Annotated in this window: 21 protein-coding genes and 3 pseudogenes; 2 read left to right on the forward strand and 22 right to left on the reverse strand. The window is 32.7% G+C overall.

The features are described from left to right. Positions 1-59 precede the first annotated feature (59 nt). The 3 genes and pseudogenes from ACSKT4_RS18695 to ACSKT4_RS18705 all read right to left on the reverse strand — a co-directional run bounded on the left by ACSKT4_RS18695 (position 60) and on the right by ACSKT4_RS18705 (position 1548). Positions 60-812 (reverse strand): annotated as a pseudogene (locus tag ACSKT4_RS18695) (class I SAM-dependent methyltransferase). 227 nt (positions 813-1039) lie between these two features. Continuing rightward, positions 1040-1168, reverse strand: a complete 129-nt coding sequence (locus ACSKT4_RS18700; protein WP_465823731.1) for a GNAT family N-acetyltransferase — start codon at positions 1166-1168, stop codon at positions 1040-1042. After that, the gene (locus ACSKT4_RS18705; protein WP_465823732.1) at positions 1126-1548 is read right to left on the reverse strand and encodes a GNAT family N-acetyltransferase; all 423 of its coding nucleotides are present in this window, start codon (positions 1546-1548) and stop codon (positions 1126-1128) included. The genes ACSKT4_RS18700 and ACSKT4_RS18705 overlap by 43 nt, the downstream gene beginning before the upstream one ends. A gap of 363 nt (positions 1549-1911) precedes the next feature. Between ACSKT4_RS18705 and ACSKT4_RS18710 the strand changes: the two are divergent. Next, positions 1912-1986 (forward strand): annotated as a pseudogene (locus ACSKT4_RS18710) (XRE family transcriptional regulator); the annotation flags it as partial. Positions 1987-2006: 20 nt separating this feature from the next. Here ACSKT4_RS18710 and ACSKT4_RS18715 read toward each other — a convergent pair. The 10 genes and pseudogenes from ACSKT4_RS18715 to ACSKT4_RS18760 all read right to left on the reverse strand — a co-directional run bounded on the left by ACSKT4_RS18715 (position 2007) and on the right by ACSKT4_RS18760 (position 11181). Further along, positions 2007-4037: a DUF5050 domain-containing protein gene (locus ACSKT4_RS18715; RefSeq protein WP_465823733.1), complete on the reverse strand. Its 2031-nt coding sequence runs from the start codon at positions 4035-4037 to the stop codon at positions 2007-2009. A 1-nt stretch (position 4038) separates the two neighbouring features. Then, positions 4039-5238: an ABC transporter permease gene (locus ACSKT4_RS18720; RefSeq protein WP_255488181.1), complete on the reverse strand. Its 1200-nt coding sequence runs from the start codon at positions 5236-5238 to the stop codon at positions 4039-4041. 32 nt (positions 5239-5270) lie between these two features. Continuing rightward, complete coding sequence (locus ACSKT4_RS18725; protein WP_186871410.1) at positions 5271-6140, reverse strand: ABC transporter ATP-binding protein; 870 nt, start codon at positions 6138-6140, stop codon at positions 5271-5273. Between the two features lie 33 nt (positions 6141-6173). Continuing rightward, positions 6174-7364, reverse strand: a complete 1191-nt coding sequence (locus ACSKT4_RS18730) for a transcriptional regulator (protein WP_186871411.1) — start codon at positions 7362-7364, stop codon at positions 6174-6176. Between the two features lie 14 nt (positions 7365-7378). Further along, entirely contained in the window at positions 7379-8446 is a 1068-nt protein-coding gene (locus ACSKT4_RS18735) for a beta-glucanase/beta-glucan synthetase (protein ID WP_465823734.1), read from the reverse strand. A gap of 51 nt (positions 8447-8497) precedes the next feature. Next, on the reverse strand, positions 8498-9670 hold the full coding sequence (locus ACSKT4_RS18740) for a M56 family metallopeptidase (protein ID WP_465823735.1): 1173 nt from the start codon (positions 9668-9670) through the stop codon (positions 8498-8500). 2 nt (positions 9671-9672) lie between these two features. Further along, complete coding sequence (locus ACSKT4_RS18745) at positions 9673-10050, reverse strand: BlaI/MecI/CopY family transcriptional regulator (protein ID WP_067843314.1); 378 nt, start codon at positions 10048-10050, stop codon at positions 9673-9675. 131 nt (positions 10051-10181) lie between these two features. Then, positions 10182-10658, reverse strand: a pseudogene (locus ACSKT4_RS18750) (CD3337/EF1877 family mobilome membrane protein); the annotation flags it as partial. A gap of 111 nt (positions 10659-10769) precedes the next feature. Then, on the reverse strand, positions 10770-11003 hold the full coding sequence (locus tag ACSKT4_RS18755; protein ID WP_465823736.1) for a LysR substrate-binding domain-containing protein: 234 nt from the start codon (positions 11001-11003) through the stop codon (positions 10770-10772). Between the two features lie 25 nt (positions 11004-11028). After that, positions 11029-11181 carry a LysR family transcriptional regulator gene (locus ACSKT4_RS18760; protein WP_465823737.1) on the reverse strand — a complete coding sequence of 51 codons (153 nt, stop codon included), beginning with the start codon at positions 11179-11181 and terminating at the stop codon, positions 11029-11031. Between the two features lie 277 nt (positions 11182-11458). Here ACSKT4_RS18760 and ACSKT4_RS18765 point away from each other — a divergent pair, with 277 nt between their 5' ends. Next, the gene (locus tag ACSKT4_RS18765) at positions 11459-12544 is read left to right on the forward strand and encodes an NAD(P)H-dependent flavin oxidoreductase (RefSeq protein WP_465823738.1); all 1086 of its coding nucleotides are present in this window, start codon (positions 11459-11461) and stop codon (positions 12542-12544) included. 352 nt (positions 12545-12896) lie between these two features. On the opposite strand, the gene ACSKT4_RS18770 is transcribed toward ACSKT4_RS18765, so the two are convergent. The 9 genes from ACSKT4_RS18770 to ACSKT4_RS18810 form a co-directional block, all read right to left on the reverse strand. Beyond that, positions 12897-13442 carry a hypothetical protein gene (locus ACSKT4_RS18770; protein WP_465823739.1) on the reverse strand — a complete coding sequence of 182 codons (546 nt, stop codon included), beginning with the start codon at positions 13440-13442 and terminating at the stop codon, positions 12897-12899. Between the two features lie 281 nt (positions 13443-13723). Continuing rightward, positions 13724-14725, reverse strand: coding sequence for an alpha/beta fold hydrolase (locus tag ACSKT4_RS18775; protein WP_465823740.1), 1002 nt, complete (start codon positions 14723-14725; stop codon positions 13724-13726). A gap of 71 nt (positions 14726-14796) precedes the next feature. Further along, entirely contained in the window at positions 14797-15051 is a 255-nt protein-coding gene (locus ACSKT4_RS18780; RefSeq protein ID WP_465823741.1) for a hypothetical protein, read from the reverse strand. A gap of 369 nt (positions 15052-15420) precedes the next feature. After that, a complete protein-coding gene (locus tag ACSKT4_RS18785; protein WP_465823742.1) occupies positions 15421-16107 on the reverse strand; it encodes an HAD family hydrolase in 687 nt (228 codons plus the stop codon). 1 nt (position 16108) lies between these two features. After that, a complete protein-coding gene (locus ACSKT4_RS18790; RefSeq protein WP_465823743.1) occupies positions 16109-16579 on the reverse strand; it encodes an NUDIX hydrolase in 471 nt (156 codons plus the stop codon). 36 nt (positions 16580-16615) lie between these two features. Then, complete coding sequence (locus ACSKT4_RS18795) at positions 16616-17146, reverse strand: DUF5694 domain-containing protein (protein ID WP_465823744.1); 531 nt, start codon at positions 17144-17146, stop codon at positions 16616-16618. Positions 17147-17161: 15 nt separating this feature from the next. Next, complete coding sequence (locus ACSKT4_RS18800; protein ID WP_465823745.1) at positions 17162-17578, reverse strand: hypothetical protein; 417 nt, start codon at positions 17576-17578, stop codon at positions 17162-17164. A gap of 305 nt (positions 17579-17883) precedes the next feature. Next, positions 17884-18321 (reverse strand): VanZ family protein, encoded by a 438-nt coding sequence (locus tag ACSKT4_RS18805; RefSeq protein ID WP_465823746.1) that lies wholly within the window; start codon positions 18319-18321, stop codon positions 17884-17886. Between the two features lie 238 nt (positions 18322-18559). Continuing rightward, positions 18560-18961: a hypothetical protein gene (locus tag ACSKT4_RS18810; RefSeq protein ID WP_465823747.1), complete on the reverse strand. Its 402-nt coding sequence runs from the start codon at positions 18959-18961 to the stop codon at positions 18560-18562. Between the last annotated feature and the right edge of the window lie 114 nt (positions 18962-19075).

Here is a 19075-nt window from a genome sequence, read left to right on the forward strand (position 1 = left end):
TGAGGTTCTGCTTAGGCAGATAACATTTTGAGTAGTTACACTAGCCATTGGTCATTACATCAACTAAATGCTTTTTTAATCTTTATTCTATAACTAAGACATTCTGATAAACTTACTAAATTTTTGAATTGCCATTTCTCAAAATCCATCGCTCCACCAGGGAAATAAGCCATTACATTTAAATCGGCTTTACTACATAACGCACTAATTTCATCAGGAGAGTAACATTTTTACGACTGGGTATATTTTATATCAGGATGTTCATCTTCCCACCAAGTATCTGTCATTCTATTAAGGTTCTCATCATATCCGTATATACGTGATATTTTTGAATTCGGAAATGGCCTCATTCTTTGACCATTTACTTTTTTCCAGTAGTCTGGCTGGTAAATATCAATTAATGCTACTCCTTCAGGCTTCAACCAATGATAGATTCTTTTTAGTAATGTTAATTGTTCTTCATCTGTCCCTATTCCAAAACCGTCTATATACAAGATTGTATCAAAAGTGTCCTTTAATTCAATATCATAAAAACTACCACAAAGTGATGTTACATTTGATGGTTGATAATTCTTTGCAAATTCTACCATTTCAGGTACTAATTCAACTGTAGTAATGGTTTTATCAAAAGTTGAAAGACTCCGAGCTAATAAACCATTTCCAGCACCAAGTTCTAAAACAGTCGTAAAAGGTCTACCTACCTGTTCGATAATTTCTTCTACGTGAGGTATATAGGGTGTAGATAAATCTACTATGTCTTTAAACATATCGAATTGTTTTCTATAAAATTTATGAGCTTCTTTTATATTCATTTAATAATCCTCCTGTAAAGTATTTCATATTTTTACAGGAGAATGATGAAAGTTCAATATCCCCAATGATGCGTCTCCTCTCTAACTAACAATATGCTGGCAGATATTCCTTTTTACTTTATCTACCATAATATTCCATTATCTGAATAGAAAACTTAAAATGTTTTAAATTCTTCTCCCTGTTTATGAAAGCTAGATAAACTATCTTATTACGTTCACCTAATATCTTATGAGCCTATACTTTTATAATATAAATGATACACAGCTAATGGTTCGAAACCTAATTTTTTTGCAAGGTTTACTGAATAAGCATTTAATGCGTCACAATCCCATATAGGAATAATTCCCTTTTCCAAGCAGAATTGGTAGCATAGTAACCAATACCATATGTAAGATATTGCTCTATACTAACCCAGTGTGCATGATAATACGCTTCATTAAAGTTATTGCTTATCGTAATAGCATCTCTATTAATTGGATGAAATTTAAAATCACCGGTTTTATTTATAGTGTTCACTTTTTCGGCAAATGATTTAGTGTTTAGTTTTAAAATTTTCCTTTCCATCTTTTTAGTGTCAGGTGTCATAATACTTTCTATTACATCATCACAGCATTTATTTGGGGAAAATATAGTAAAACGTTTACCCTTTTTCTCATCATAATAGGCACGAAATGTATCTATAAAACTATTAGAAGGTTCTCCTGCTAAACAATATGTACCACTATCTGTTTCCATCAGCACAGCACTAGGTTATGAATAGTATTTGAAAGGATACTTCCTTTTATATATTTTTCAACGATTGACCAAGCATTGGTAGGAGTAGTGTATGGTGTTCTAAGAAGAAGCGGGATCACTTGACTATAGTTCGTTTCTTCAATTCGAATCATCTATTAATATCCTTCCTCGTTTCTTATCAAATCTGAATCTATGCATATTTCCTCATTACCACAGCTCGTTTTAATATAAAAGTAACATAATATATTATTAGATTTTACCAAATGAAAAAGGTAATCTTCCCTGATTACTTTTTGACTACAGCCCATATTTTCCATTGTTGTATTATAAAAGAAATAAGCAGTATCTAATTTAACAATCTTTTTAAAATTGGGTTTAACTCGAGAACAAGTGGGATCGAAAATTGAAATTGCCCCTCGTTATTTAACCAATATTGAATAATTATTTTCTGATTACATTTATTCATTATCCTCATTTATTAACATTTCATTTTGTCCATCTCGATCAATTCGATACAGTTCATTGTCTATCTTACTTTTGTAATAAATAAAATCATCATCACCAGTAATACTCCATGCCGGTTTATTGGTGATTTTTCGAATGTTAGAATCACTTAAATTCATAGCATAAATACTATAGTTATCCTGACGGTTGATATAAAGTAATTCGCTGTCTGTAAGGAAAAATTGTGTTGTTATAATGTCAGGAATCGTCATTTCTTTTTCTGTTTGAATATCATACTTGATGACTTGGTAAGCTTCATTCGGGTAATAAATATATCTGCCGTTATAAGCGATATTGTTAAATACAGAAGTTTGAATAATCGTATCTTCTTTTCCAGTTAGTCGATTAATTCGTCTTATTTGATTATCATCAACCACAAAATAAATATATCTCTTATCCACAAAAAAAGAAGTGATACCAAGGAAATCAATGTCATCTGTCGTATGTAGACCTAAAAAAGTATCCTTAGTCATATTTGCATTCTTTTCATAGATTATTTTTTCATCAAAAGTTGTTGTATCCACTTCAATGAGCGAGAGCCGATTGGTTTCCTTATAAAAACCTGACTTATCATAATCCATTTTCATATAATAGACTAATGAGCCATTACCATATATATAATTTTCTATACTCGTTAAGGATGAGAAAGGGCTTCTCATAAGATTCTTTATTTCTCCTGTTTCTTTATCTTCAAATACAGGTCGAATATTCTCTACATCCGATTCATCTATATAAAAACGGTAGGAATCATTTTCAAAAGTTTGTCTAGAAATAGAGTTAAAAATATCGTGTTCATTATCTACCTCATTAGAAAAGTCGCAACCTACAAGGGTAACGGCAATCATGCAAAGAAGCAGCGTTATGCTAAGTGATTTTAGCTTATGACGTCTTTTCCTTGCATACCATGCATTCGTATGATAAAAGAGTATTACTATCCATGCGCCAATTCCTATACACAAACTAATAATTAGTAAGATAACCAACGTCATCACCGGAACCCCTTCATATATCAAGTCTATCTGATCAGTAAAAGGATTACGCTCATATTCACTTCCTCTGAAATATCCTGTAGAAAGCATAAACCCAAGCGGGCCTGGTAAAAAGTACTTCGAAGAGTCCAAAGTAAATAGATAGTACGGAAGCAATAATATAATGGTTGAAGAAAATAACGTTAAAGCATATTTCTTTGTCCATACAGAAAATAACATAATTAACATCGCAAAAATCAAATTGCCAAATATTTTTAAAATGGTAGACCATAAAAATGTAGAAGATAATGAAATTTCTTTTAGGGATGCTCCAAAATAAGGCAAACTTTGAAGAGGGTAGTTCCCATGATCTAAACCATATTTCATATCATAAAATCCATATCTCAACATTATGGATAAAATAGAAATGATAATAACAACGAGGAACACTAGTAACATTTTAGAAATAGCATGCTCTCTTGTTCCTTTACGTAATGTCAAATGAAGAGAACGCATGTCACTTGAATATTCCGCACAAAATACAGGAGTTACTAGCAATAATAACAATAACAGCAAACCAAAGTCTAACTGTTCTGTAGATAGCAAACCATCCCAACCATTTGTAGCCAAATAGTATCTGTTATCGGGGTTTTCACGGACATACTTATATTGATCAAAAATAACTTGAAAACCTCGTTCATTCTCTATTATCTTTTCTAAGCTAGGAATTAAATCCTGTAGTTCATTCTCTGAAATATGGCCATCATAATAATCATCATAGATTTTTGTCAGTTCTACCTGTGCTTCAGAAATCTTATTAGCTTCATTTCTAAATAGTTGTTCGGTTTCATTTGTATGTGAACCATTTACTAAATCTAAATAATATTGATAAGCAGAATTATTCATTTCTAATTCTGGATTTTTCGGAGAATCAAAACAGAAAAGAAAGGTGAAACTAAAAATAAAATATAAACTAACCCATAGCCATCCTTTTTGATAAAAAAACATTTTTTTCATCTCATACCACCATATCGACACGTTTCTTCACCCCGATTCGATATATAGTATTTTTTCTTTGAAATATGAGGATCGCTAATAGAAAAATTCCGCCCCATATTACCCCCAAAAAGATAGCTGCCGTATAACTAAGGATAGGAAATCCAAATAAATTCACAAACTCCGTACCACCAAATAAATCGCGATGAACAACTAAAGAAAACGGATTAATAACTTTAAATATTATTTGTTCAGAACCCATGTATGCTTCTTGAAAATAAATAAATCCGAACATAAAAAACAGATTGGTAATAAATGGAAGTAAAGCGTTTTTAAAGAATAATGAAATGAATAAAACTAGATAAGAAACGATTAAAAATCCTATTGTCTTTACTACTAATGATAATAGTGCATATTCTCCTAAGTTAATATCAAGGGGTGTATTGGCAAAATTTTCAATGGCATAAATCGGTGAAAATAATGCTTCTAAAGAGCCAAAAAAACTAGCAAATGCAATAAAATCAATTATTCCAAACCAAAAGGATACAGCAATAACAAAGACAGAGGCAGAAAATAACTTGGCAAAAATAGTTTTTTTCCCACCTGCTTTAGTCGTCAATAGAAGTACATTCATTTCTGTTTCCTTTTCCGTTACAAATACACTCATTAAAGCATATAAACATATTAATATGACAAGAAAGGCGGAAAAATCATAATGAATATAGTATTGAAACATTTCAGTATAAAAAAACGAGTCAATACTTCTTCCTTGAAATCGATTCAATATTATCTTGTTTTTTTTATATTCGTAATCATTTCCTAACGATTCAAAAAAAGTTACGTTTTCCTTAGCGTTTTTTACAACGTCATTCGCATATTGTTTGTACATATAAGAGTATTCCATCGGGTCAACAAAATTCCACTTAAAAAATAAATGATCATAGTACAAATTCCCTGTAAATGTATTAGGGTTATTAGTTTCTGTGCTAGCGGTTTTATCTGCTGTTTGTTGCTCTAATGGTTTGTAGATAGACATTAATGTTTCAATCTTTTTATCTGTCATAACCCCTTTAAACTGTTCATAGATTTCATTCCAATAAAGTTCTTGCCATTCTGGATTAGCTGATGGAGATAATAGAGATTTCTCATGATATTCACTATATATTTTCGCAATATTTAATAGACTGAAGCATATGATTACGATAACTAAGGACTTTTTCATGAAGTGTTTTCGGAATTCAAAAAAAGACAATCTCACCATTTCTCACCCTCACTAGAATAATACAAGAATACATCTTCTAAATTTGGCTTTACATGAACAGCATGGTCAGCGGGTTTCTTGTCTGCAATCACTCTTAAATGTATACCTTGGTCATCTCGCATCATACTACTAATTTTAAGATGAAGCATTTCCTCTAAAGAATCATCTGTTACTGTAATAGACCAGACTTTTCCCTTTATTTCATCCGTAAGTTCCCGAGGAGATCCTTGCTTAAGAAGTTCTCCTTTTTTTAGTAAAATAACCTGATTAGCTACATGTTCAATATCTGATACAATATGTGTCGCTAACAAAACAATTCTATTTTTTGAAAACTTCGTAATTAAGTTTCGAAATCGAATTCTTTCTTGAGGGTCAAGTCCAGCAGTAGGTTCATCTAAAATTAAAATATCGGGATCATTTAACATTGCTTGAGCGATACCAACACGTTGTCGCATTCCTCCCGATAATGCACCAACTTTCATATCCTTAGCTTCACTTAAATTGACCATTGACAATAATTCTTTTGCTCTTTTTTCTCCCTGTTCTTTTGGAATATCTTTTAGTACGGACATATATTTTAAAAATTCAAGGACGGTAAATTCTTTGTAAAATTGAGGGTATTGCGGCAAATAACCGATATGAGATAAAAAATCAATGCCAATGTTTTTAACATCACTACCATTAATTAATACCCTTCCTTGATCACTCTTTAAAATACCAACAAATATATTAATTAAAGTAGTTTTACCAGCTCCATTTTCACCCAATAGACCATAAATACCATATTCTAAATTGGAAGAGAAATCTTTTAGTGCCCATTTCCCCTTGTATTTTTTAGATATACCTTCAAATGATACTTTCACTAGCGGATACTCCTTTTATGAAAAGTAATTTATTTAAAAACGATTAACCATTATTTTTGTTTCTATATCTTCTTGTTTAGATCCTAATAAAAGAATAATCGTTCTTGTATCATCTACTACCTTTAGAATAGGCTGTTGATTAAGAAGTGCTTCTTCATCAACAGAATTTTGTAGTTCTTCTATTAGTTCTCCAGTCTTTGTATCATAGATACGGATGATAAAATCTTGATTTGATGAACGAAATGTCGCAAAGTATGCTCCTTCATCAGAGCCTGCAATTATACCACTTTCATCTTTATCTGTTAGTGTATGGATGGTTATTTTTTCTGTCTTCTGTTCCATTACCATCAATCTACCAGTAGCATTCGTGACATCTTCTGCAAATAACATCCAATCATTGTAAGCTATCAATTCTTTACAAGTATAATTATCAAATGTTTGATTAGACAGATTAGAGCCATCTATATTAACGATTCCACAAGTATCATAAGAGGGTTGATCAAGTTGAGATGGCAGTGTCTGTGCTTTGAAAGCTATCTGTGTTCCATCGTTAATAAAACCAATCTGTTCTAATGCTGCTATATTGGAATGATTATCAAAATTTTCAGACTCCAAATCAAGGATTTTTGTCTTTTTTTCTAATTCGAAATCATATAGATATAAACCAGAGTCGGTTGCATAGGCCATATTCGTTCCATCATGATTAAAGGAAATTTGTTTTAATGACATTAAAAAATCGTCTTCCTCTAGCAATTGATTTAAGTCAAAATCAGACACTTGTTTTAGATCCTCATTATAGAAAACACCTTGATAATCAGGCTCCCATTCTGTCATACTAACACTATCATCTTCCATTTCTTGAATAACCACGTAGCCATCATCAATGATCCAAACCCGCTCATTCTCCTTTGATTCTTGTGAAACTTCTGTTAGTATGTTTTCTGTGTCTAAATCATATAAATATAGCCTTTCTGCGGATACTAAAACTTTTCCTTTTCCAGCATAATGCACATGACGTATATCTCCTTGTATTTGCTCCAAACTCGAAATAATCGCCGTAGATTTAGAAGGAGAGGAAGAATCCGTATTTCCTTCTGTATCTACAGAAGTATCTATGGGATTATCTTTTTCTTCTTCTAGTTCCTCTCCTGTTTCTGGGGCTGTACATCCTACTATGAAAAGTATAAGCAGAATAAATATAGAAATAGTAAATCTTGATTTCATGGCAGATACTCCAATCATTTATATAATAATACGGATGGTGTTTTTAAAGGCGTAAGGACATTCTCATAAAAGTCTTCTGGATTCACTGGTGTTGATACAACATAAAAGGTACTAAAATCATCTAATGTATCTATATCAATTTCCACATCAATAACAGACACGTCACCTTTAGTCAATTTTGTTTCAAATGAAGTATTTCCTTCTTGATCAGAAAGAGCTTGATGATTTAAATAAAAAGTGTTTTGATATGCTACACCTGGATGACCAAGAATTTTTAACTTCATATGTAAGTTACCTTGATCAGTTATTTGAAAGTTTGTTTCATTGTCTGGTTTATCTTTTATCTCGACGAAGTTAAATACATTAGTATCTAACATTTCTGAATCAATTGTGGTTACTCCACCACCTAACTTTTCTAGAAAATCATCCGTTACAGGTTCAGTTGATATACTAATCTCGTTTAAAATCTTATTTGTTGGAAGATCATTCATATTTAGAGATTCAGAGTTCTCATGAAATTCTATTGGACGTATTACAGACAAAGCATGATGATAACCACCATAAGAGGTTGTTTCCTTCATATCTGGAATAAATGAAGGATTGTATATGCTGGTAATCGTTACATTAACAGTTTCTGCTTCTTTTCCAGTAATCGGTGTAAATATAAATTGAAACGGTGTATCAACACCCTCTTCTTCTAAATCAAAAATATGCATGTATTGATAAGCTGACTCCGTCGTGTTAAGTTTATATGGTTGTGCAATGCCGTCTACATATACTAAGAAACCAATATTGGTTGCTTTTCCTTCTGCTTCAACAGAGTAATCTATTACTAGTTCATCTCCATCATAGCTTAAAGGTATTACTTCATCATTATCATCTACTTCTACATTGGCATAACTATGTCCTATAGAGCCCATAATGACTGTATCTTCTTCATCTATTTCAAATGGATTGTCATTATTTTCATTAATTGCTACTTGTTCTTTTTCTTCCTCCACATCATCTTTGGAGCACCCCGTGACAATAAGAAGCAATACAATGAATGAAAACCCATATGTGAAAAGTAATCTATTGTTCAAAATATATTTCTCCTTTCATGTTTTTGTTATTGACTTTCCACGATAGTAGCACTACTTACTCTCAACTAACTTAGGATTATCAGATTCGAAAATATTTTCATCATTAGCTATTAATACATACTCCTCAGTCGCATCTTTTAAAATAACCTTTTCCTTTTCTAGAACAGATTTATCCTTTTTGGAAAAAGTCTGATTAACCTTTTTATTTTCCTCATCACCTGTATGTTTTTGTTCTAGCTTATTTTCAGATGCAAAAACAGAATTTTCGAAGGGGAAATCTGGTATACTTATTTTTATCATCATGCTTGTACTGAAAGTTAGTACAAGCACAATTGCAAAAATTGAAAATCCCCGTTTTTTATTTCTGGCATCCATAATGGAGAAAACTCTATGTTTCATCCCTTTCTTTCCACTATAAAAATTTGTAGAGAATTTGCTTTTCACCATTGGTTGTTTTCTAATAACCCCAATGATTGCTTCAACGTATTTTTGTCGACCATTCATGTCTGTACTTTTCACTACTTCTTCATCACAAGAAATCTCGCACTGAATAGCGATTTCTCTTGCTACCAGATAAACGAATGGATTGAACCAATGCAGTGCTGTAGCTAAAAACACTAATGCTTTATACCAAATGTCTCCGCGTTTATAATGGATCAACTCATGCTTTAAAATAAGCGGAAGCTCATCTGGAGGAATGTTGTTTACTGGTAGCAAAATAGTTGGCCGGAAAAAACCAAGCAACATAGGACTAGAAATACCATGGCAGGTTTGCAATTCTATCTGTTTCCTAATTCCCAACTCCGTTTGAACCCCATGCAACATATTCAGTACTTGTTCATCATCCACTTTAATGCTCCAACGTTTTACCATTTTCAAGAAACGTCTGTGCCGAATTATATGAATTGTGATAAAAACAGCCACACCGACAAGCCATAGCACACTAAATAGAACAGCCCATGAAAAAGTTGATAACGTGGTTATCTCATATGGTTTTACGAAATAATTATTTGTTGCAGGCATGAATGTATCAATAGCAATTACTGATTCTAGCCAAGAAAATCTGAATGGAATAATCATCCCTAAAATAATCACCAACCATGCATAATAACGTCCTTTTGCTGTAAAAAATTTGCTTAAAAATGGCGTGACCGCAATGTACACAATCGCGATTATTGACATAGCTATAGACACTTCAAGTAACGAAATCATAAATTGCTGCAAAGTTATTTCCTCCGTTCTTTAGCCCATTTCAATAATTCATCTAATTCTTTCTCGGAAGGCTCTTTTGTGTTGTACAAAGTGTTGACTAAGCTTAAAAATGAGTTTTTATGATACTGTTTCATAAACTTTTCTGTTTCTAATTCGAGATAATCTTCTTTACTTATCAAAGGATAATACGTACGCTCTTTTCCCTTTTTTTCTGTTCGTAAAAACCCTCTTTCGACTAAACGTCTCATAAGGGTAAGCACAGTTGGTGCTTTCCACTTGCGTTTATCCCCTATTTCTTCCATAATCATCGCTGTTGTGATAGGTGATTCCTTCTCCCATACAACCTTCATAATTTCAAATTCTGCGTCTGGAAGCCTCTTCATATTTTCCATACAAATAACTCCTTTTCTACAATTGTCTTTTTTATATTCTACACTTGTAAAATATGATAGTCAATAGCTTTAATGAATATTTTACAATTGTCTAAAATAAGAGTGTATCATTCTAACTAATTAGGTCTTGTCGTTAAGCTGTAAAGCATAGAGGAAATGCTAAAAGCAATTGTAATAATGAGCGTAATCCCAGCCCGAAGCATCATCACATTAAACAATTTCATAATTGCCTGTTTACCCATCCCTTCAAAGCTAGGTCTCATTGACAATAAGATACTAATGGGTAAAAACATGGCATAGATAATAAACTGAATTTGCGAGAAAATCATAACGCCCAATATTGGAACACGAAAATGGATATTCCAATATTAAATAGAAATAAAAAGAAGACCATTCCTAAAAACGTGTGGTGGTCTTCGTAATCGTTAAGTTTTTATTGTCGTGATCTTCAATTTCTGCTTTAACTGCATCTTCACGTTCTTCCTGTTATCCGTATCAGGATTGATCGAAACTAAGTTTTCAACACGTTCTTCACCAATCGTTTCTTTGTCCGAATCATCGAATTGCAACAACATCCATGGTTGCTCTACTTGAATCGAAAAAAAGTTTTACTCGATATGTACATCCAGCATGAAATACGAGCAATGTCCTTGTTTGGATATCCTGAATAGAGGGAATAGGAGGATGAATTGTATCCGTAATAATGGTCAATTCTTCAATTAATTCCTCTTCATCAGTTCGGGATTTCCGATAGGCCCTGCTACAAAGGCTCCATCAAGTTCATACTGTAGCACTGCTTGAATATTTTGTTCTGTAGAGCTTGTTTTTAAGGTTAAATCAACATCTGGATAATCATTATGATAATTTGTAAGCAAGTATGGTAAACGAACTGCAGTAGTTGTTTCCATTGACCCAATTGCTAGTGAACCGCTTGGGATTTGATTAGCTTGCATCACACTTTTTGTTTCCTCAATAAGATCAAATATGTATAAATGTAGTTTGAAGATCTGACTCCAACTGCTGAATCTTCATTGTAATAGTTGACTGCGCAAATTGAAGTTCTCTTGCAGCCAGTGAAATACTTCCCAACCTTTCAACGGTCTCGAATATTTTTAAAGTATGCAAATCCACTATAATCTTTCCCTTAAAATATCATTTAGCTATCAATATAAATGATATCAACTATCACTTTTATATAGTATACCTTGTAGCAAATAAGCTATATAATTTAAATATCAGGTTTATTAAAGGAGCTAGAGTTGTAGGAAAAAGATATTCTGATTTATTAGAAGAGTACACCTTTCTACTATCTGTAGAGGAATTTAGTCTTTGATCATAGCACAGATGCACATAAGTTTCAGATGAGCGCTAAAAGTATTTTAATATAGAGTTACGAGGTGTATAAATTATGTTAAAAAATAAAATGAAAGAGCTTTTAAAAATAGAGTATCCAATTATACAAGCTCCAATGGCTGGTGGAATAACAACTTCAAAATTAGTAGCTGAGGTTTCAAATTCTGGCGGTCTTGGAATGATTGGTGCAGGGTATATGACACCGGTGCAAATACAGGAACAAATACGGGAAATAAGACAATTAACCTCAAAACCTTTTGGCATAAATCTATTTGTTCCTAACTACTTTAATGTAATAGAGAATCAAATTAAATCAGCTAATCGTCCCTTAAATCAAATTCGAGAGCAATTGAATTTAAAGCCAAAAGAAAGCTTTGAAATTCCTAATTCTCATGATGTTTCTGATACGTTTATGGAACAAATTAAGGTTGTTATAGAAGAAAAGATTCCTATTTGTTCTTTTACATTTGGTATTCCTTCTCATGAAGTGATGGCAGAATTAAAAAAATCTCATATTACACTGATGGGAACCGCTACAACCGTTAGAGAAGCGGTAGAAAATGAAAAAGCCGGAATGGATATTGTGGTTGTTCAAGGTAGTGAAGCAGGTGGACATCGGGGGAGCTTTATCGATAGTGATAGAGAGAGCCTAGTTGGATTAATGTCCCTAATCCCACAGGTAGTCGATAATGTTAAGATTCCAGTTGTAGCTGCTGGCGGAATTATGGACGGGAGAGGGTTAATGGCTTCCATCTGCTTAGGGGCTAAAGGGGTACAAATGGGTACGGCCTTCTTGACTTGTGTTGAAAGTGGGGCAAATCAAGTTCATAAAGAGGCAATCCTCAGCGCTAACGAAGATTACACTGTATTAACGCGTTCCTTTTCTGGTAAATGGGCAAGAGGAATAAAAAATAAATTTATTTTAGAAATGCAGGAACATGAAACGATTTTACCAGATTTCCCTGTTCAAAATACACTAACTCAAGATATTAGAAAAACTTCTGCTGCACGAAATGACCCAGATTTCATGTCACTTTGGTCCGGTCAAAATCTAAGATTAGCTAAAAATCAAACCGTTTCCATGTTAATTAAAAACCTGATCGCAGAAGCAAATATATTAATTTCGTTAGAAGAACTGTGATTTCTTGTATACACAAAAATCTATTAGCTAATGCTAGATTTTTGTGTATACCTAATTGGTTATTCATCCCCCTTTAGCTTAATGAGAAAGAAACAACCCAGAAAACATGATCCACTTATTTTTGATTTCTTCTAATAAAGTAATTACTCTTTCATTTTGTTTTATAATAGTATTATTTTGCTTTCTAATTGCCGTAAAATCGTATAAAAACACAAATAATATTACTGTTATAATGATCACACATCAACTTCCCCCTGATTTAAACTCTGCTTCCACGTAAACGCCATCGTTTCTAACCTTTAGTTGACATATTCAAATGCAACCATGTCACCAGTTGCTTCGACTAATACACTTATTTTTCAGCACTTATAGTATTTTGGTTTAAACATTCTATCTCCGAAAAAATTTGTTCCCAACTCCTATTATGTTCCTCCACGTTACAACTATGGATGGAGCTAGAAAACATCATAATTTTCTCTTTTGTAGTATCGCCTATGCTTTCATGAGATTGAGTACTTTGCTGGAAACGCTTTATCGTCTCTTGCAAAGTCAGAAGTTCTGTATGTACTTTTTCCGGGATTCCTTCTAGAATAGGATTGTTTACGTTATCTATACCTCTATCTAAATTGCCGAAATGATAGTTAAGCGTCTCGGTAACCTCTTGTTCTTCCCACTCTATTCCTTTCGCGGATCTTAATCCTAAATAATGAAGAAGGCTTCTTAAATTACTTTCAACCTCTAAAAAATACAGGTACATCGTTGCTGATTCTAATTTGTCCTTCTCATTTGCATATTTTCCTCGCTCTGTAAGAAAAAAGATAAAAAGAATTAAAATGGTAATAATTAAAACCCATATGATTAACGAACGAAATTTTCTAAATGAATAATTGTCTGTCATAATAGACTCCCTTTTTGTATTATCTAAACACATTGGGATCGTTATTACTTGTTAAACTACCCTTCCAATTAGCTTTCAAAAGATCATTCCATATAAAGAAGTAATAACAATTCCAGAAATAGGTTTGGTCTACCCATTTGAATTAACCTCTTGCACCTTTTCAAGTTCTTAATACTCCGTTTCTAAATCAATGGTAACAAAATATTCTGGAATTCTATCGCTAGAGAAAAGCGACACTCGGTAATAGACTTCTGTATTGCTTCTTTTAGCAATAGGGCAAATTACATCGCACCCAATACATTGTCTCGCATAATTTTATAAAAAAGTTCATGTTCTTCAATAAAAGGTGTATGGGATGAATTTTCAAAGGTGTACATTTCCTTGTAAGGGGATTCTATTGATTCATAAAAACGTTTCGCCTGCGCGTGAGTAGTTAGATAATCATGTAATCCTTGGAGTATAAATACTGGGAGGTTAAGTGTTGGAACTAATTTTAATAGATCAATTGTAGACATAGCATATGCTAATGACTGATAGCTATAATAACTACCACTTAGGATATTCATTCGTTCTTTAAAAGTATAATTTGGACAGGAGAAAATATCTTTCAGAGTCTCAATGAAAGAGTAGCCATCACGTTTAAAACCCCCACCATACTTTTCTGTAAACTTTTTTCTTATTACAGCATACGAATGATTCTTATAATAATTCTCATCAAAGTTTACTTTTTCTATTTGTTTAATAGCACGCTTATCATTCCGATCCATTGCTGTTTTTAAGATATAATCATATGTCTCTTTTTCAGAATCTTTTTGTGCCCCTATTTGGCCTACACCAATATATGCGTAGAATAACTCAGGTCGTTTACTTGCGACAATACTCCCAAGATAAGTACCCCAGGAATGGCCAATCAAATAAATCTTGTCTTGGGAATACTTTTTCCGTAAATAATTTACTACTTGAATCGTATCCTCAACCATTTGTTCCACCGTTAGAGGATTTTTGGCTTCTTTCTTTTCGTACGACATTCCTGCACCTCTTTGATCCCAATAACAGACATCGAATAATTGCTCAAATTTGGTACCATTAGCTTTATTGACTGGATAGACCGGAAATCCAGGACCTCCATGTAAAAATAATAATAATGGTTTTGCTTGATTTAAAGATTCGATAATCAATCCTTGTCGCGCCCCATTTATTTCAATATACTCTTTTGTTACTGTCCCTTTTTTATTTATCTGGTTTTTATTAATCAAAGGTTTCTCATAAGACTCTATAAGCATTCTCTAATCCCATTCCCTTCCCTTTGTATTTCTCCTTAAAATGGTCTTGCTGAGTGGTAATGATTTAAAGTTTACTTACTAAGTCTATTATTTTGAATGACCCCTAATACTATTAATATTAATCCAAGGATCAATAATAAACCGACAAAGAAATTATCGAAAATTGCTGGCATATTTGGTTCACCTGGATACGATCCATTTCCATTCAGTTTTACAGGAAAACTATCACTAACGTATAGAAAAAAAGCAATAAATCTTTCCGTTGTAAATAATACAGCACTTAATCCAATCATAACTATTCCTGAAATAAAACTAACTTTACCCATTTGAACTACCCCCTATGTAATATTTACGCTTAGAGAAGCTCCTGTAGGATGAGTCCAATTCCCAACCGGATACTCGCTTTCCTTATGTACACTCACCCAAAGTCCAGCCAGATGTTCCCTTTCCATAAGCACATGCGCCCGAACTCCAATCAGATGCTCCCTTTTCACATGTACATGTACCCTTTTCATAACCGTCTTTAATGCATACAAACATTTTACGACAAGCAATTGTCATGCAAGGACAGGTTTCATCTTCTCTTTATAGCTACTATATCTATTAATAATAGGATCTATATGAATAGTAAAATATCGAATCATAACGTTAAGAATTTCCAATATGTATGCCGCATTTAATAAAATGAAAATTATTTATGTAATAATCTTTAATAATTCCTGCAGAGACTTAATTTCAACAATCCCTTGCTGTGGGTGATAACTTTTATCTATTCGGTTTAACCATATTCCATTCATTCCAGCCATTTGACTGGCTAATGCATCTGTTTCCAATCTGTCTCCTACATAATAGCAGTTTGCAATTGGGCTATTTGTAATTCTACAAGCTTCTTTGAAGATAGTACGATCTGGTTTAGCCGCACCCACTTCACTTGAAGTGATAATAGAGTCAAAGTAATCTTCAATACCTATACATCGCAATTTTTCGACCTGTTGTTGATATTCACCATTACTAATAATGCCTAACCGATAACCTAACTGACTTAATTTGTTCAATACATCTATAGTATCTGGATAGGCCTTCCAATTATCTTTATAGAAAGAGAAATATTGCTCAAATTTCTCATCAGCTTCATCATTGGTAAGATCAATTTCAACCATCTTAAATAGTTCCATCATTCTTGCCCTTTTTTGCTCTTGAAATGACAATTCATTCGTTAAAAATTTATCAAAGTATTTACTAGAAAGTTGCTTCCAAACATCAATTGCCTGTTGATTAGAAAAAGTTGAGAGATAACGGTTAGCTCGGAAAAAGTCTAAAATTCCTTCCCGTTCTGCATAATCATAATCGAGTAAAGTACCGTCTATATCAAAGAAAATCATCTTATCTCCCACCTTTTAAATTCCGTTCAATTTTTAACCCTTCATACACAGCCCAACAATGATGGTCGTGAAAAAGGAGCTCTTGAACATCATGAATATCAACCCACTTTATAAAGTGGTCCTCTTCTATTGGCTCCTGTAGCTTGTCCAATAATGCTGCTAAGTAAAAGTATCCCTCATTTAGTAATGGCTCATTTTTAGTAGATTGAAAATACCTTTTTGCCTCACCTATAAAAGAGCCTATCGATACGCTATATCCAGTTTCTTCTAACATTTCTCTATGTAAGCATTCTTGAAAACTCTCATCCTTTTCAATTCCACCACCGGGTAAAAAATAATGTCCTCTTGAAGTGTAGACAGTTAAAACCTTCTCCTTAGTAGTGTTGAAAATAACAGCATAAACGCCTCTTCTTATTTCATAATTAAGATCAGTCTTTTTTTCTCCAAAAACCCTAATCAGTTTCCCCTCCACTGATTCCTTATTGCCCTGTTGGTATGAAAAACAAAATTAATATAAGTAATCTTTAATTGCTTCCACTTTAAACAGTCCACTTTCTTCTAGAAAATTGGATAGTATTTCGACATGGCCACTACCGACGATTAATAAAATGCGCTCGTCACTTGATGTTACCAAATCAGCTAAATTCGAAAACATAATTAGATTTCTCTGATACCACCACAATAACCAGTCCATACCTACGTATTCTTCTGCTGATTTAATACGAGCCAAATTTATATTAGAAATATGATGTTGCTTTAAAGTAGTTTCTTTATTACAATTACGATACATATCTAGTATACTTAAATACTCATCTGAACTTTGATCTGTACTAGATTCTAACCACTCATAAATGTTTTTAAATAAATAAGGTTGATTTTCTTTAGCCCACACATATACGTCCCCTGCTCCTCGTTTAGCTACTCCTGGCTCCATCCAATCTATACAGTGTATTTTTTTGTGTCCTGAAGCTTCAGCTACACGAAAACCTATTTGAAATACCAAACTAATGTAGACAACATTGATACAAATCGCCTTCATCTCAATATAGCAGCCTTAGTTAAAGAAGGTTTGTTCCTTAGTAGATTTGGTAAATAAATCTATTCTTTCATTCATAGATTCTCGCTTATCTACATCCCACCATTCAACCATCATGTAAATATTACTTATTTCATTTAGTGTGATAGGACTACCATTTTCGTCCAGATATGGTCCGCTTTCCATTGCACCAGTTGTTTCTTCTGCAATGTCAATTTCTGGACCGGTGAATGAACTAGAATGAACTATAATATCTTCACCATTTATAACTACGTGAGTTTCGAAACGAAAAGAGTCTGAAATGTATTCATTTGAATTTTTCATCTGTAAAGTTCCATAACCCGCTTTAAAGTCCTCAGGTGTAAGGACAACTTCATAATCGGATAAATTCCAAGTTTGACTTTCCCCCGCTAATAATAAGTAGTAATGATTCAACTTTTCACTTCCACTACATCCAGAAAGTAATATAACGAGTACTGAAAATATTAGAGATAAAACAATTTTGTTTTTGAGTAACATACTATCCCCTTTTTTTGTTTCTGTAATTTATCGCATTATCTACCATAAATGTACTATTCTTACCATTTAATAATGTGACTGTACCTTTATATTAACATATTGTGTATTGAGTAATGAATTCTTTCAGAAGGCTTGTTCCTTTAGAATATCCTAATAAATTGACAAGAAATAAGATCACCAGTTTGGTGATCTTACGTGCAGCTCTTATATACCTTAGCTAATTAACTCATTCTTCTTTTCATAATAATATATATTAAAAATCCTATGGACCCACCTAGGGCATTCAATATAATATCATCTACATCAAATACACCTAATTGAGTAGCGTATTGAAGCAATTCCACTGTAAGACTAAATAAAATAACTAAAATTATTGATGGAAAAAATTTCCTAAATTTAAATGACAAGATTGGAAGCAATACTCCCATTGGGACAAATAATAATATATTACCAATTATATTAAAAAACCAAATATCAAAATTATAGTTATGAAAATTAATTATGTAGTAGTTTCCGATTGTTGTAAACGGTATTAGATTATGTTGTGCTTCAATCAATGGTTGAAAGATTATCATCCTTAAGTAGATGGATTCGATATTTACAAGACTAACAAATAGTACAACACTAATGTATAAGAAAAAAAGTAATTTAACGTACAAACTAATTTTTAAATTTATAACAAACATTTTCAATAGACATACCTCCTTAATATAGAAAGTTATGTCCTGGCAATCTGAATTATACATAGCAGTTCTATTCCAATCATGTGGTCAATAGTATATGAAAAACGTGTCATCAAGAATCCTCCATCTAAGCTCCTATCCCCCATACAGTACTATTGATAAATATATTATCCTTAAGAATGATCCTGCTAGATTAAGAATAAATCATTTCAAATTATGTATTACGAGTTTTTATATCCCCAAAGGTAATTTTCATGCTGGGGGCGTATATTAAAGAGGATTCCTTGTTAAATACTTGTGAAAATAGCAGTTCAGCCTCATATTGTTCCTGTGCTTCTTTCAATGAGACCCCACGTTTTATTAAGCTATCCATAAACTGCTCTTTATTAGTCGGTTCGACACCTACCCCCTCCTCTTTAAGCGCATAAAACAGCCTATCCTTTTCTTGTTGATTCGTATCGGGATGTAGGAAGTTAACTTTATCACTGACTCTGCATTGAATGTTCTCCACGCCCAATTCAGATAGAAATTTTGGTATTTTTACTCCAATATTTCCATCATTTCCCGTTTTACTTGCTTTTTCTTCGAATAATTTTTGTAAAATTCCTAGTGGCACAAGCTGTGATTGTTCATATCCTCCCTCAATAAAGTTAATTTTTCTTCCAAATACTCGCGTATTCTCAATATTTTATAAACACTAGTTAGTTGACACACCTTATAGATAGTTAAA

Source organism: Ornithinibacillus liuyingii (genome assembly GCF_055550225.1).